Annotated in this window: 3 protein-coding genes and 1 pseudogene (1 of these 4 only partly in view); all 4 read right to left on the reverse strand. The window is 73.4% G+C overall.

Annotation, left to right across the window (positions count from 1 at the left end; all coding sequences use genetic code 11):
* Window positions 1–11,423 carry the start of a non-ribosomal peptide synthase/polyketide synthase gene (locus ACVDFE_RS31065; RefSeq protein WP_458434423.1) on the reverse strand. 19,903 nt of this gene lie to the left of the window's left edge, so 11,423 of the gene's 31,326 nt are visible here — the first part of the coding sequence; the start codon lies at window positions 11,421–11,423; the stop codon falls past the left edge of the window.
* 64 nt (window positions 11,424–11,487) lie between these two features.
* A pseudogene (locus ACVDFE_RS31070) lies at window positions 11,488–14,553 on the reverse strand (amino acid adenylation domain-containing protein); the annotation flags it as partial.
* 76 nt (window positions 14,554–14,629) lie between these two features.
* Entirely contained in the window at window positions 14,630–16,069 is a 1,440-nt protein-coding gene (locus tag ACVDFE_RS31075) for a serine hydrolase domain-containing protein (protein WP_458432972.1), read from the reverse strand.
* A 179-nt stretch (window positions 16,070–16,248) separates the two neighbouring features.
* Window positions 16,249–16,452, reverse strand: a complete 204-nt coding sequence (locus ACVDFE_RS31080; protein ID WP_360400043.1) for an MbtH family protein — start codon at window positions 16,450–16,452, stop codon at window positions 16,249–16,251.
* Window positions 16,453–16,931: the final 479 nt, after the last annotated feature.

Genomic DNA, 16,931 nt, shown 5'->3' on the forward strand with positions numbered 1-16,931 from the left:
CGGCCGCGGCCGGTGGTCACGGTGCCCACGGCCACGTCGTCCTGCCCGGCGTAGCGGGCCAGCAGAGCCTGGCACCCGGCCATCAGCACGGAGAACAGGATCGTGCCGCGTTCCTGGGCGAGCGCCCGCAACGCCGCGGTGGTCGCGGCCGGCACGGTGAACGCCTGCACCGCGCCGTTCGTGGTGCGCACCGCCGGTCGCGGCCGGTCGGTGGGCAGCTCCAGCGGGGTGGTGCCGCTGAGCCGCCGAGTCCAGTGCTCGACCTGGCCGCGCAGCGCCTCACCGGAGAGCCGCTCCCGTTGCCAGGCCGCGAAGTCGGCGTACTGCAGCGGCAACGCGGGCAGCACGGCGTCCCGTCCGGCCACGGCCGCGCCGTACAGCTCGCCCAGCTCCTCGGTGAGCACGCCCATCGACCAGCCGTCGGTGACGACGTGGTGCGCGGTGACCAGCAGCACGTGCTCGTCCGGCGCCTGCCGCACCAGCACCGCCCGCACCAGCGGTCCGCGCCGCAGGTCGAACGGGCGGGAGTACTCCTCGACCAGCAGCTCGTCCAGGTCGCCGGCCGGCTCCACCACGGGCAGGGCGAGGTCGAACGGCGGGTGCACGACCTGCACACCGACCCCGTCGACCTCGTCGAGCGTCGTGCGCAACGACTCGTGCCGCGCCACCAGACCGGTGAGCGCCGCGGTCAGCGCGGCCACGTCGAGCTGTCCGGTCAGGCGCAGCGCCAGCGCGCTGTTGTAGCCGGAACCGCCGGGCTGGAAGCGGTCGAGGAACCACAGCCGCTGCTGCGGGAACGACAGCGGCAGCGGCTGGGTCCGGTCGGCCGGTCTGATGGCGTCGGCCTGCTGCGAGCGGCCGGAGAGGCGGCGGCGCATCTGCTCCCGCAGGTGCGGGGGCAGCGCGGCGATGCGGTCCTCGATCGACGACGACATGGTGTGGTGTCTCCTCACAGTTCCTGGTTGGCGCCGTCTTCGAGGGCGAGTCGTTCGAAGCTCGAGCAGGATCTTCTCCTCGACCAGCCCCGCCAGGTCGGCGACCGTGCGGGCGGTGAGGACGTCATGCGGGGTCAGCGGTACGTCGAAGGCCGCGCGGCACCGGGACGTGATGAGCAGGCTGCGCATCGAGTCGCCGCCGAGTGCGAAGAAGTCGTCCTCGGCGCCGACGCGCTCCACGCCCAGCACCTCGGCCCAGATGCCGGCCATGACCTCCTCGGTCTCCGTCCTGGGCGCCACGTACGGCGCGGCGGACGCGGTGGCCGACGGTTCCGGCAACGCGGCCCGGTCGACCTTCCCGTTGGTGCTCAGCGGAAGCGCGTCGAGCACCATGAACACCGAGGGCACCATGTAGTCGGGCAGGGTCCGTCCCGCGAACGCGGCCAGCTCCGCGGGTTCCGGTGCACGGGCGGGGTCGGCGGGCACCAGGTAGGCCACGAGCTGCTTGCCGCCGAGGGAGTCCTCGCGGACCACCACGACCAGCCCGCCCACGCCGGGGTGCCGGCCCAGGACCGCTTCGACCTCGCCGAGCTCGATGCGGAACCCGCGCAGCTTCACCTGGTCGTCGGCGCGGCCGGCGAACTCCAGCACGCCGCCGGGCAGCCACCGCACGATGTCGCCGGTGCGGTACATCCGCTCCCCCGGCGCACCGAACGGGCAGGCGACGAACCGGGACGCGGTCAGGCCCGGCCGGTCGAGGTAGCCGCGGGCCAGGCCGGCCCCGGCGAGGTACAGCTCGCCGGGCACGCCGACCGGAACGGGCCGCAGCCGCTCGTCCAGCACGTAGGTGGCCATGCCGTCGAGCGCGGAGCCGATGGGCACGGTGTCCGGCACGTCGTCCTGGCCGGTCATCCGGTGGGAGGTGGCGAACGTCGTGGTCTCGGTGGGTCCGTAGCCGTCGACCACCACCAGTCCGGGGCAGGCCGCCATGACCCGGCGAACCGCGGCGGCGGGCACGACGTCACCGCCGGTCCACACCTCGCTCACGCCGGCCAGGCAGTCCGGCGAGTCCTGCGCCAGCACCCGGAACAGGCCCGCGGTCAGCCACAGCGCCGTCACGCCGTGCGCGGTGATCTGCTCGCGCAGCGCGGCCGCGTCCAGGTCCTCCGGCGGCGCGACGACCATCCGGCCGCCGCGCAGCAGCGGCACCCACAGCTCGTAGGTGGAGGCGTCGAACGCCATCGGCGAATGCACCAGCACGGTCCGGTGGGCCGGGCCGTCGAACCGGGAGTCGAGCGCGAGCGCCACCACGTCCCGGTGCCGCACCGCCACACCCTTCGGCGTGCCGGTGGAGCCGGAGGTGAACTCCACGTAGGCGAGGCCGTCGGGGTGTCCGGTCACCGCGGGCCGTTCGGCCGACGTCTCACCGCCGGGGACGACGACGTGCCCGTCGAACGGGACGGTGTCGGAGTCGGTGATCAGCACCCGGCTCCCGGCCTGGTCGAGCACGAGCCCCTGGCGTTCGACCGGCGCCCGGCTGTCCAGCGGCAGGTAGGCGCCGCCCGCCTTGAGCACGGCGAGCACCGCGACCACCACGTCGGCCGATCGGCGCAGCAGCAGCCCGACGCGTTCCTCCGGCTGCACACCGAGCGAGATCAGCCGCTGTGCCAACGCGTTCGCGCGGGCGTCCAGCTCGGCGTAGGTGAGCGACGTGCCGCCCGCGACCACCGCGGTCGCGTCCGGGGCCCGGTCCGCCTGGGCGGCGAACAGCTCGGCCACGGTCGCGTCCGGGACGCTGCTCCGCACGCGCTCCGGGAGGACGAGCCGGCGTTCGGCGTCGTCGAGGAGGTCGACCTCGCCCAGCGCGCGGCCGGGGTCGGCGGTCAGACCGCGCAGCACCGCGGTCAGGTGACCGGCGATGCGCTCGACCGTGGCGAGGTCGAACAGGTCGGGGTCGTAGCTGAGCCGGAACTCCAGCTCCGCGCCGGGCCGGACGCCCAGGCTGAGCGGGAAGTTGGTCGTCTCGACCGCGTCCAGGTCGCGCAGCACGACGCCGTGGGCCGCGGCCTCGTCGATCGGGTAGTTCTCGAACACCACGATGCTGGCGAACAGGTCGACGCCACCCGGCACGTCGCTCCAGGCCTGGAGGTCGGCGAGCGCCACGTGCTCGAACCGCCGCGCCTCCGCCTGGTCGGCCTGCAAGCGCCGCAGCCACGCCGCGACCGGTTCGTCCGGCACGACCTCCGTGCGCACCGGCAGGGTGTTGATGAACATGCCCGTGATGGCGTCCGCGCCGGGCAGGTCGGCCGGGCGGCCGGAGACCGTGGAGCCGAAGCACACGTCGTCCTGGCCGCTGTAGCGCGCCAGCAGCAGCGCCCAGGCGCCCTGCACGACGGCGTTGAGCGTCAACCCGTTGCGCTGGGCGAACTCGCGCAGCTCACCACCGGGCAGGGTGACCGTGGTCCAGGCGGCGGTCCGGGTGGCGTGACCCGGTGCGGCGGGGCGGTCGAGCGGCAACGGGGTGGGTGCGGCGAACCCGCCGAGCACCCGCCGCCAGTGCTCCTCCGCCTCGGTCGCGTCCTGTGCGGCGAGCCAGCGCAGGTAGTCGCCGAACGGCCGGCGGGCCGGCAGGTCCGGCTCGCGACCGGCGGTGAACGCCGCGTAGCAGGTGAAGACGTCGGTCAGCACCTGGAACGTGCTCCACCCGTCGAGCAGCACGTGGTGGAACGTCCAGCCGACCCGCACGGAGGTGTCCGACTCGCGCGTCAGCTCCAGCCGCAGCAGCGGCGCGGTGCCGAGGTCGAGCTCGCCGCCGGTCCCGTCGTTGATCGGCACGTCGACCGTGCGGCAGACCACCTGCACGGGCCGGTCGACGCCCTCCCACACGACGCGGCTGCGCAGGACCGGGGTCCGTGCGACGACCTCGCGCCACGCACGGGCCAGCGCCTCGACGTCCGTGACGCCGTCGAGGACGAACGAGATCCGTTCGGTGTACAGGCCTTCGTGGCCGTGGGACAGGCTGTGGAACACCATGCCCGCCTGCATCGGCGTCAGCGGGTAGACGTCCTCGACGGCGCGGCCGTCGCCGACGATCCGGTCCACCGCGGCCTGGTCGAGGCCCGCCAGCGGGAAGTCCGACGGTGTCCGGCCGCCCGCTCCCGGCCGGGCGCAGTGCGCGACGATCTCCCGCAGCGCCACCGCCATCGCCTCGGCCAGCACGCGCACGGTCGGCTCGTCGTGGACCTCGTCGCTGTAGTACCAGGTGAGCTGCAACCGCTTGTCCTGCACCGCGCCGACGACGTCGAGCAGGTGGTGGCGGGGCGTGTCCGGTGCGGCGTCGGCGCTGATCCCACCGGCCGTGCGCACCGCCGTGCCCGCCACGCCGTCGAACTGCCCGAGGTAGTTGAACGCCACCGCCGGCTGCACCCCGCCGTACCGCGCGCCGAAGCCGATGCCGCGGCGGGGCACCGCGCGCAGCCGTTCCTTGGTGGCCTTGAGCACCGCGCCCCAGTCCCCCGCCGGCACGTCGAGCGCCACCGGGAACACCGCGGTGAACCAGCCGACCGTGCGGGACAGGTCGACGCCGTCGAGGAAGTCGCCGTCGCGGCCGTGGCCCTCCAGGTCCACGAGCACCCGGTCGCGGCCGGTCCACCCGGCCAGCACCCGTCCCAACGCGCTCAGCAGCACGTCGTTGACCTGCGTGCGGTACGCGGCGGGCACGTCCTGCAACAGGGCCCTGGTCTCCTGGGCGTTCAGCTCGACGGTGACGCCCCGCACGGAACCGGTCGTGCCGGTGCCGGTGCGGTCCACGGGCACGCTCGGGTCACCGGTGACGCCGGCCCAGTGCCCGGCCTCGTCGTCGAACCCGCCGGCCGCGGTGTGCTCGGCCAGCCGCAGCGCCCAGTCGCGGAACGACGTGGTCCGCGCCGGGAGGAGGACCCGTTCACCGCGCACGGCCTGGAGGTAGGCGGTCTCCAGGTCCTCCAGCAGCACCCGCCACGACACGCCGTCCACGACGAGGTGGTGCGCGGTGAGCCGGACCCGGTGCGACGTGAGCGGCGTGGCCCGCAGCAGCGGTCCGCGTCCCAGGTCGAACCCGTCCACCTCGGACAGGACGTCGACGGGTCCGACCGGCGGGTTGTGCTGCTGCCAGCCGGTCGCGGTGTGCTCGAACCGCATCCGCAGCGCGTCGTGGTGCTCGACCAGTGCCGCCAACGCCGTGCGCAACGCCGTGCGGTCGACCTCGTCGGTGAACTCCACCTCGACGACCTGGTCGAAGTGCTCGGGGTGCGGCGGTTCCGCGTCGAGGAACCACCGCTGGATCGGGGTCAGCGGGACGTCGCCGGTCACCGGGCCCCGCGGCACGTCCTGTTCCGCGGCGACCGCGGGCACGGCGGCGGCGAGCGCGGCGACGGTCGGACGGCTGAACAGGTCGCGTGGCGCCAGGGCGTACCCGGCCTGCCGGGCGCGGGACACGACCTGGATGCTGATGATCGAGTCACCGCCCAGCTCGAAGAAGTCGTCCTCGACGCCGACCCGGTCGAGCCCCAGCACCTGCGCCCAGATGCCGGCGAGCACGCGCTCGGTCTCCGTGCGCGGCTCGACGTGCCGGGTGCCGGTCGTCTCCCACTCCGGTGCGGGCAGCGCCTTGCGGTCGAGCTTCCCGTTGCCGGTCAACGGGAGCCGGTCCAGGTGCACGAACGCCGAGGGCACCATGTGCTCGGGCAGCGTCTGCGCGAGGAAGCCGCGCAGGTCGGCGCCACGGCCACCGACGACGTACCCGACGATGACCTTGCGCCCGGCGTGCTCGCGGACGTCGGCGACGGCGGCGGTCACGTCCTCGTGCGCCTCCAGCGCGGCCTCGATCTCGCCGAGCTCGATGCGGAACCCGCGGATCTTGACCTGGTGGTCGGCGCGGCCGAGGTAGTCGAGCCGGCCGTCCTTCCAGCGCGCCAGGTCGCCGGTGCGGTACATGCGGGAGCCGGGCGCGCCGAACGGGTCGGCGACGAACCGGGACGCGGTCAGGCCGGGCCGCTTGAGGTAGCCGCGCGCCAGGCCGGCGCCGGCGACGTGCATCTCGCCGACGACACCGGGCGGGACCGGTCGCAGGTCCTCGTCGAGGACGTACACGCGCAGGTCCGGGATGGGTTCGCCGACGGTGCCGTCTGCGGGCGTCCACGTGACGTGCACGGTGGTCTCGGTGATGCCGTACATGTTGATCAGCTCGCCGGGGCCGTTCCAGGCCGCGAGCTTGCGCACGTCCAGCGCCTCACCGCCGAAGACGACGTAGCGCAGGCTGAGGTCTCGCGGCTGTTCGGCGATGAGCTGGTAGAACGCGGACGGCGTCTGGTTGAGGACCGTGACCCGTTCCCGTGCCAGCAGGTCGGCGAACTCGCGTGGCGAGCGCGACACCTCGTGCGGCACGACGACGAGCCGGCCGCCGTGCAGCAGCGGTCCCCACAGCTCCCAGACGGAGAAGTCGAAGGCGTAGCTGTGGAACAGGGTCCACACGTCGTCGGCGCCGAACCCGAACCAGGCGTCGGTGGCCGAGAACAGCCGGGCCACGTTGGCGTGCGGGACGACGACGCCCTTGGGCTTGCCGGTGGAGCCGGAGGTGTAGATGACGTACGCGGGGTTCTCCGGCCGCAGCACGACGTCCGGTGCGGTGGAGGGCAGCCCGGACAGGTCCGGCAGCTCGGTCAGCACGGTCACCGGCCGGGTGTCCTCGACCATGCCCGCGATCCGGTCCTCCGGGTAGGACGGGTCGATCGGCAGGTAGGCCGCGCCGGACTTGAGCACGCCCAGCACCGCCACGACCAGGTCGGTGGACCGCGGCAGCCGCAGCGCGACGTACTCCTCCGGTCCCGCACCGCGGTCGGCGAGCAGGTGTGCCAGCCGGTTGGCGCGGGCGTCCAGCTCGGCGTAGGTCAGGTGCTCGTCCCCGCAGGTGACCGCGACGGCGTCCGGGGTGCGCGCGGCCTGCTCGGCGAACAACCGCGGCAGCGTCGCCACCGGGTAGTTCCCGCCGGTGGGGTTCCACTCGACCAGCACCTGCTCGCGTTCGGCGTCGTCGAGCAGCCGCAGCTCGCGCAGCGGCCGGTCCTGGTCGGCCAGCAGGTCGTCCAGGAGCAGCCGCAGGTGCCCGCCGAGCCGCTGCACGGTGGCCTCGTCGAACAGGTCGGGGTCGTGGTCGAGCTCGACGACCAGGTGCCGGCCGGGCGAGACCACGACGGTGAGCGCGTAGTTGGTGGGCTCGTGCGCGTAGACGTCGTGCAGCCGCAGGCCGTGCTCGGCCATGGCGTCCTCGTCGAACGGGTAGTTCTCGAACACGAGGATGCTGTCGAACAGGTTCGCGCCGCCGGGCAGGTCGCTCCACCCGCGCAGCCGCGACAGGGGCACGTGCTCGAAGCGCCGCGCCTCCGCCTGGTCGGCCTGCAGCTCGCGCAGCCACGACAGCTGGTCGCGGCCGCGGTCGACGGCGACCCTGGTCGGCACGGTGTTGATGAACATGCCGACCGTCGACTCGACACCGGGCAGGTCGGCGGGCCGGCCGGACACGGTGGTGCCGAACACGACGTCGGACGTGCCGGCGTAGCGGGCCAGCAGCACCGCCCAGGCGCCCTGCACCACGGTGTTCACGGTCAGGCCGTTGCGCTGGGCCGCTTCGCGCAGCCGTTCGGTGCTCTCGGCGCTCAGCTCGAACCGGACGGTGCCACCGGACTGGGCGCGGTGCGCGTCCACGGGGCAGCGGTCGAACGGCAGCGGCGTGGTCTCGGCGAAGCCGTCGAGCACCCTCCGCCAGTACCTCTCGGCCTCGGCGCCGTCCTGGCGGTCCAGCCAGTGCAGGTACTCGCGGAACGGCGGGCGGGCCGTGGCCGGTCCCGCGGTGCCGCGGGTGATGGCCGCGTGGTGCTCGCAGACCTCGGTGAACAGCTGGGCCGCGCTCCACCCGTCGAGCAGGACGTGGTGGAACGTCCACAGCACCAGCACCTCGTCGTGCGCCAGGCGGGCGATCGCGACGCGCATCAGCGGTGCGGCGGTCAGGTCCATCCCGGCCGCGCGGTCGCTCTCCAGCAGCGCGTGCAACTCGGCGTCCTCGTCGAGGCCGGTCCAGTCGAGGTGGGTGACCGGCAGGGTCACCTCGGGCCGCACGCGTTGCAGCGGTTCGGCGAGCCCGTCCCACACGACCTCGCTGCGCAGCACGGCGTTGCGGTCCACGACCCGTTGCCAGGCCTCGGCCAGCGCGTGCGGGTCGGTCACGCCGGTGAGCCGGAAGCGGACCTGGTTGAAGTAGGCGCCGGAGGTGGTGCCGTCGACCAGGCCGTGGAACACCATGCCGGCCTGCATCGGCGTCAGCGGGTAGAGGTCCTCGACGTCGCGGCCGTCGCCGGCGAGCCGGTCCACCGCCGCCTGGTCCAGGCGTGCCAGCGGGAAGTCCGAGGGCGTGCGACCGCCGGAACCCGGCCGGGAGCAGTGGGCCACGACCTCGCGCAACGCCGTGGCCAGTGCCTCGGCCAGGCGCCGCACGGTCGTCTCGTCGTGCACCTGGTCGCTGAAGTACCAGGTGAGCTCCAGGCAGCCGTGCTCGACCGCGCCGACGACGTCGAGCAGGTGCGGGCGCGGCGCCCGCGGTGCGCCGTCGAGCTCCAGGCTGCCGCGCACGGCGTGCAGCACGCCGCCCTCGACGCCCGTCCAGTCGAGCCGGCCGAGGTAGTTGAAGCTGATCTGCGGGCCACCGGCGCCGGGCTCGTGCAGGGCACCGTGGCCGATGCCCTTGCGCGGCACCGCGCGCAGCTGTTCCTTGACCGACTTGAGGACCGGTCCCCAGTCGCCTTCCGGCACGTCGAGGGCGACCGGGAAGATCGAGGTGAACCAGCCGACCGTGCGGGACAGGTCGACGCCGTCGAGCACGTCCTCGCGGCCGTGGCCCTCCAGGTCCACCGGCACCCGCGAGCGGCCGGTCCAGTCGGCGAGCACCCGGCCGAGTGCGCTCAGCAGCACGTCGTTGACCTGCGTGCGGTACGCGCCGGGCACGTCCTGCAGCAACGCCCTGGTGGTGTCGCCGTCGAGCCGCACGGAGACGGCGCGGGTGGACCCGGCGGTGTTGGGGCCGTCGTGGTCGACGGGCAGGGACGGGTCCACCGCCGCGGTCGCGGTCCAGTGGTCGCGTTCGTCGTCGAACCCGCCGTCGGCGGTGTGCCGGGTGAGCCGGTGCGCCCAGTCGCGGAACGACGTCGTCTTGGCGGCCAGCCGGACGGGCTCACCGCGGGCCGCCTGGTCGTAGGCCGTGACGAGGTCTTCGAGCAGCACGCGCCACGACACGCCGTCCACGACGAGGTGGTGGATCGTCAGGCGCAGCACCGACTCGTGCAGCTGGGCGTGCAGCAGCGGCCCGGTCGCGAGGTCGAAACCCGTGCAGGGGCTCGTGGTCAGCAGCTCGGCCGGTTCGGCCGCCGCGTTGTGCTGGCGCCAGCCGGAGTCCGTGCGCTCGAACCGCATCCGCAGCGCGTCGTGGTGCTCCACCAGCGCGGCCAGGGCCGTGCGCAGGGCGTTGACGTCCACATCGGACGCCAGCTCGGCGGTCAGGACCTGGTTGAAGTGCTCGGGGTGGTCGGGGTTCGTGGCGAACAGCCAGCGCTGCACCGGTGTGAGCGGCACGTCCCCCACGACCCGGCCCTGGTCGGTCTCGGCCGGTCCGGCGACGGTCGCCACGGTCGCGAGCGCCGCCACGGTGGGGTGGCGGAACAGGTCGCCGGGGCTCAGCGACAGCCCGGCCTGCCGGGCGCGCGACACCACCTGGATGCTGAGGATGGAGTCGCCGCCCAGCTCGAAGAAGTTGTCGCCGGCGCCGACGCGGTCGACGCCGAGCAGCTGCGCCCAGATCTCGGCCAGCACGGCCTCCGGCCCGTCGGCGGGGGCGACGTGCGCGCCGGTGGCGGTGGCCCACACCGGGTCGGGCAGGGCGTGCCGGTCGACCTTGCCGCTCGCGTTGAGCGGCAACGCCTCCACTACGACGAACGCGGACGGCACGAGGTAGTCGGGCAGCACGCGGCCGAGGAACTCCCGCAACGCCGCCGCTTCGGGTGCGGTGTCCACGGCGGTCAGGTAGGTCACCAGCCGTCTGCGACCGGTGTCGTCGACCCGCACGACCGTCACCGACTGGCCGACCGCCGGGTGCGCGGACAGGGCGGTGTCGACCTCGCCCGGTTCGACGCGGAACCCGCGGATCTTGACCTGGTCGTCGGTGCGGCCGACGAACTCGACGGTGCCGTCGGGTCGCCACCGCACCAGGTCGCCGGTGCGGTACATCCGCTCCCCCGGCGCTCCGAACGGGTCGGCGACGAACCGGTCCGCGGTCAGCCCCGGCCGGCCCGCGTACCCCCGCGCGAGGCCGGAGCCCGCGATGAACAGCTCGCCCGGCACGCCGACCGGGGCGGGCGTCAGGCTCTCGTCGAGCACGCGCAGCCGCATGCCGTCCAGCGGGCGGCCGATCGGCACCACGTCGTCCACTGAGTCGGCGTCGGCCATGCGGTGCGAGGTCGCGAAGGTGGTGGTCTCGGTGGGGCCGTAGCCGTCGACCACGACGATGCCGGGGCAGGCGCGCAGCACCCGGCGGACCGCGGGAGCGGGCACGACGTCGCCGCCGGTCCACACCTCGCGCAGCCCGGCCAGGCAGTCGGGGTCGTCCTGCGCGATGACCCGGAACAGGCCGGCGGTCAGCCAGAGCCCGGTCAGCCCGTGCCCGGTGACGAGGTCGCGCAACCGGTCCGCGTCCAGGTCCTCCGCCGGGGCGACCACGACGGTGCCGCCGGAGAGCAGCGGCACCCACAGCTCGTAGGTGGTGGCGTCGAACGCGGGCGCGGAGTGCAGCAGGACCCGCTCGTGCGCGCCGCCGGTGAACCGCCGGTCGCGGGCGAGGTCGGTGACGTCGCGGTGCCGCACGGCCACGCCCTTGGGCACGCCGGTGGAGCCCGAGGTGTGCATGACGTACGCCAGCTGGTCGGGGTGCACGACCACGTCCGGCGCGGAGGTCGCCCCGTCCTCGTCACCCAGCACGACGACGTGGCCCTCGTGGACCTCCTGCGCGGTGGCCTGCCAGGTCCGGTCGGTGAGCACGACGACGACGCCGCTGCCCGCCAGCAGGACGGCCAGGCGTTCGGCGGGTGCCCTGGTGTCGAGCGGGACGTACGCGCCGCCCGCCTTGAGCACGGCCAGCTCGGCGACCACGAGGTCGGCCGAGCGGCCCAGCAGCACCGCGACCGGTTCCTCCGCGCGCAGTCCGTGCCGCAGCAGGTGGTGCGCCAGGCGGTTGGCGCGGGCGTCGAGCTCGGCGTAGGTCAGCGTGGTGCCGCCGGCGACGACGGCCTCGGCCTGCGGCGTGCGGCGGACCTGGTCGGCGAACAGGGCCGTGATCGTGGCGGCGGGCCGGCCGACGGCGGTGTCGTTGAACGCGTCGAGGACCTGGTGGCGTTCCTGCCGGTCGAGCAGCGGGAAGCTCGCCCAGCGGCCGGCCGGGTTCGGTGGCCACGGCCTCCAGCAGGGTCCTGAGGTGACCGGCCATCCGCTCGATCGTGGTGGCGTCGAACAGGTCGGTGTTGTACTCCAGGGTCAGCTCCAGCGCGCCGTCCCGCGGCCAGAACTCGACCAGCAGCTCGAACCGCGCCCGCGGCCGGGGCAGGTGGTGCTCGGTGACGTCCAGGTCGCCGACCGCCGTGGACCGCACCATCTCCTGCTGCAGCACCACGAGCGCCTGCACGAGCGGGGTGCGGCTCGGGTCGCGGTCGGGCCGCAGCTCGTCGACGAGCCGGTCGAACGGCACCTCGTCGTGGGCGAACGCGTCGCGCACGGTCTCGCGCACGTCGGCCAAGAAACGCTCGAACGGCACAGCCGGGTCCACTGTGGACCGCAGGACGAGGGTGTTGACGAAGAAGCCGACGAGGTCGTCGAGCTCGGGCCGGCCACGTCCGGCGGAGGCGGTGCCGACGGCCACGTCGCGGCGGCCGGTGTAGCGGGCCATCAGCAGCTGCACGGCGGCGGCCAGCGTGGTGAACAGGGTGGTGCCACCGGTGTGCCCGACCTCGGTCAGGCGCTGCACCAGCTGTCCCGGCAGGGTTTCGCGGTGCACGGCACCGCGGGTGGTGCGCTGCGCGGGGCGGGGCCGGTCGGTGGGCAGGTCGAGGGGTTCGAGGCCCGCGAGGGCGGTGCGCCAGTGGTCGAGCTGGCCGGTGACGGCCGGGTCCTCGACGCGGCGGCGTTGCCAGGCCGCGAAGTCGCCGTAGCGGACGGGCAGCGGCTTCAGGTCGGGTGTTGTTCTTCGAACCGCGGCCCGGTACAGCTCCAGCAGGTCGTCGACCTGGACCCGGACCGACCAGCCGTCGGTGACGATGTGGTGCTGGTCGAGCAGCAGCACGTGGTCGTCGTCGGCGAGCGTGGCCAGCACGGCGCGCACCACCGGGCCGGTGCTCAGGTCGAACGGCGTGGTCAGCTCCTCCGCGCACAGCCGGTCGAGCGCCTCGTCCCGGTGTGCGGCAGCGGAAAGGTCCTCCACGCGCAGCGGTACCACCGCGGCCGGGGTGATGACCTGCACGCCGCGGCCGTCGACCTCGGCGAAGGTGGTGCGCATGGTCTCGTGCCGTTCGGCCAGGCCGTTCAGCGCGGTCCGCAGGGCGTCGAGGTCGAGCGGGCCGCGCAACCGCAGGGCGACACCGGTGTTGTAGTCGGTGCCCGTCGGGTCGATCTTGTGCTGCAACCACAACCGTTGCTGCGCCGGGGACAGCGGCAGCACGGCGTCGTGCGGCACCGCGGTGATCCGGTCGTCCGCCGCGATGGGCAGGCGGTCGGCGAGCAGGTCGGCCAGACCGGCGACGGTGCGCGCGTCCAGCAGGTCGCCGGTGGACAGCGGCACGTCGAGCGCCGTGCGCAGCCGGGACACGACCCGCAGGGCCTGGATCGAGTCGCCGCCCAGGGACAGGAAGTCGTCCTGCGCGCCGACGCGGCCGGGGTCGACCGCGAGGACCTCGGCCCAGGCCTGCGTGATGGCGCGTTCGGCGGGGGTGCGCGGTGCGACGTGCGCGGTGCGCCGGTCGAGGCCCCAGTCGGGGGCCGGCAGCGCCTTGCGGTCGACCTTCCCGTTGGTGTTGAGCGGAAGGCGGTCCAGTGCCACGAACGCCGACGGCACCATGTAGTCGGGCAGCGTCCGCAGGAGGAAGTCGCGCAGCTCGTCGTCGGACGGTGCGGTGCCCACCACGTAGGCGACCAGGCGCTTCACGCCGTTGTGGTCGAGCTGCGCCTGCACCGCGGCCTGCACGACGCCGGGGTGCTTGGCCAGCACGGCCTCGACCTCGGCGGTCTCGACCCGGAAGCCGCGGATCTTGACCTGGTCGTCGACGCGGCCGACGAAGTCGACGGTGCCCTCCGGCGTCCAGCGGACCAGGTCGCCGGTGCGGTACATGCGGTCGCCCGGCGCACCGAACGGGTCGGCCAGGAACCGGTCCGCGGTCAGGCCGGGCCGGTTGAGGTAGCCGCGGGCCAGTCCCGTGCCCGCGATGAACAGCTCGCCGGTCGCCCCGTCCGGCACCGGGTCCAGGTCGTCGTCCAGCACGTGCAGGCGCATGCCGTCCAGGGCCGTGCCGATCGGCAGGACGTCGGGCACCGAGCCGAGGTCGGGCAGCGGGTGGCTGGTGGCGAACGTGGTGGTCTCGGTGGGGCCGTAGACGTCCACCACGGTCGTGCCGGGACACGCCTCCAGCACCCGCCGCACCGCCGCCGCGGGCACCACGTCACCGCCGGTCCACACCTCCCGCAGACCCGTCAGGCACGCGGGGTCGTCCTGCGCCAGCACGCGGAACAGGCCGGACGTGACGAAGATCCCGGTGACGCCGTGCTCACCGATCGCCTTGCGCAGCACCGGTCCGTCCACGTCACCGGGAGGCGCGATGACGGCGGTACCTCCGGAGAGCAGCGGCACCCACAGCTCGTAGGTGGACGCGTCGAACGCCATCGGCGAGTGCACCAGCACGCGATCGTGCGCACCGCCGCTGAACCGCGCGTCACGGGCGAGGTCCACGACGTCGCGGTGCCGTGCCGCCACGCCCTTCGGCACGCCCGTGGAGCCGGAGGTGAACACGACGTACGCGAGGTTGTCCGGGTGGACCTCCGCCAGCCCACCCGTGCCCTCGTGCGCCTCCTCGTCGCCCACGACCAGCACGTGGCCGATGTGCACGCGGTCGGCGACCGCCTTCCACGTGGTGTCGGTGAGCAGCAGCGACGCACCGGCTTCCGCCAGCACGGTCGTCATCCGCTCGTCGGGCGCACGGGCGTCGAGCGGCACGTACGCGCCACCGGCCTTGAGGACGGCAAGCAGTGCCACCACGAGCTCGGCCGACCGCTCCACCAGCACGCCGACCGGCCGCTCCGGCCGCACCCCCAGCGCCGGCAGGCACCGGGCGAGCCGGTCCGACCGCGCGTCCAGCTCCGCGTAGGTGTGCTCGCCGTCCTCGGCGACCACCGCCACCGCGGTGGGCGTGCGCCGGACCTGCTCGGTGAACAGGCCGACCACCGTGTCGCGCGACTGGGAGCAGAGCGGTGTGCCGGCGGGCACCGTCTCGTGGAGCGTCATCGCCGTTCAACCTCTTTCGGGCGCGCAGCAGCGCCACGGGTACTGGGGGAAGGGGGTGCGGGGACCTGCGGCGGGGTCAGGCCACGTCGCGGTCGCGGCCTCGCCGGCCGGCGACCCGGCCGCCGATCTGGATGCGGTCGATCCGGCCGCTGCGCGGATCGCGCAGGAAGCGGCCGGGGTGGCCGGTCGCGCCGCCGGCGAGCTCGGTCACCGAGAACACGAACCCGTCGTGGACCGCGAGCCGCGCGGCCGGTTCGTCGTCGACGACCAGGTGCAGCTCGTCGCCCTGCACGACGACCGAGAAGGCGGTGTCGCCGTTGACGTACGTGCCGGTGCACTCGCCCGGGATGGACGCGCGCGGTTCGGCGTTGATCGTCGCGGCGCTGTCGGCGAGGTCGATGCCGGCCGCGCGCAGCTCGGGCAGCAGGTCGCGCCAGAGGGCGGCACCCGTCGAGGAGTTCGCGGTCAGCGCGACGACCGTGCCGGACGCGGGGTTGAGCCGCAGGTGGCAGGACGTGCCGTCGGCGGTGCCGTCGTGGCCGAACCAGCCGGTGCCGTGGCTGCGGAACAGTGCGAGCCCCAGCCCCCAGCCGTCGGCCAGGCCGAACGGGTCCGCTCCGGGCACCGGCCTGCGCATCTCGGCGAGGTGCTCGGGCGTGACCAGGCCGGGGTCGATGCCGCCGTGCCGCGGGTCGAGGTGCATCCGCGCGAGCTCGACCAGGTCCGCGGCACTCGCGGTGAGCCCGCCCGCCGGCGCCTCGACCGGCGTCAGCTCCTGCTCGACGGGCCGCACCAGCCGCAGCGCGCGGTTGACGGTGTGCCCGCTGGCGGCCGGGGTGACGTCCTCGGCACCGGCGATGAACCCGAGGTCCAGACCGAGCGGCTTGAGCAGCACGGCGCGGAGCGCCTCCGCCCACTCCATGCCGGTGACCGCCTCGATCAGGCGTCCGACCAGGGCGTAGCCGGTGTTGGAGTAGGAGAACCCGGCTCCCGGCGGCTGCACGACGTCCCGCACGGAGGCCGCGAGCGCCGCCCGGTCGTCGGCGGCGATCAGCTCCGACTGCAGGCCGCCGGTGTGGCTCAGCAGGTGGCGGGCGGTGAGGACGTCGGCATTGGCGCCGAGGGCCTGCCGCAGCTCGGGCAGGTACTCCACGACCGGCTCGTCCAAGTCGACGTCACCGTCGGACACCAGAACCATCAACAGCGTCGCCGTGAATGTCTTGGTGATTGACCCGATGGGCACCTTGCTGTCCCGCCGGACCGCGCAACCCGTACCGTGCCGCTCTTCTCCGAACTCGAATTCAAAGGCCTCACCGCCGCACCGGACCACGAGCTGTGCGCCCGGTACGTCGTTGGCGAGAGCCGCTCGTTCGAGCACCCCGCGTAAGTGGTCCACCATCACCCTTCCGTAGAACTCCGCAAAAAGCTGAATACCCGGGCACATATAACCCGTGACAAACCTTGGTACCCGCCGCAACCGCACCTCACACAAATTCCACGCTGTCCCGAATAACATTCGGAATCCATGCACACGATCGACAGCAGGACAGCGTCGAACAACTCCGCAGATCAATGCCTGCGGAGTCCCGAAGTGAGTTCTGCGGTGTACGGCGAACTGTGCGCCGGGCCCTGCCGCAGCGGGCGCCGTTCACCTGGCCGTCGACTCCGGCCGCCCCTGCGGACAACGGCGAGTGATCAGCCGTTCTGTTCGGCCGCCATCTGTTCACGCAGGCTACGGGGCCGCATGTCGGTCCAGACGGTGTCGACGTGGTCCATGCACTCCTGCCGCGACCCCTGCTTGCCCTCGGCACGCCAGCCGTGCGGGACCTCTTTGCCCAAAGGCCACAACGAGTGTTGCTCCTCGTCGTTCACCAGGACCTGGTAGGTGTCGTCGGTCACAACTTTCTCCTTCTTCTGTCGATCGTCAGCAGCGGATGCGGACGTGCCGGAGCCCAGCCGAATCCCGATCATCCGAGGGAACCCGCGCAGAAACCAGCCACGAACGCAATCCGAGGACAACAGTGTCTCCCCGACACTGCCGCAAACACCGCCGAAAGGAGCATTCTTGATATGTCCACATTCCGACATCAAAAGTTCATATGTTTAGGAATCTGCGACATCGGGAAGCGGGGCGTTACCCGAGAGTTCCTTGCTTTTCCCGCAGGCAGGACGGCCAGGAGCTGCCCATCGGATTCGACCCGTCAATGCGGGTAGGAGCGGTACGTGGCAAGACAACCCGCACCACAAAAGGACTTCGACGGACTGTCCCGTGAATCCCCGCGGCGGAGACGTCGCCGCGGCGTTCTGTCCATCTGGAGTGGAATGACGAGCGCGGTGCCTCGGCCGACGCGAACTCAGCCGGCCGGGCACCGCGCGGC

This window comes from Lentzea chajnantorensis (assembly GCF_054300775.1).

Coding starts and splice junctions, on each gene's coding strand:
- ACVDFE_RS31075 (WP_458432972.1), bottom strand. CDS start 16,069: ATGTTATTCGGGACAGCGTGGAATTTGTGTGAGGTGCGGTTGCGGCGG.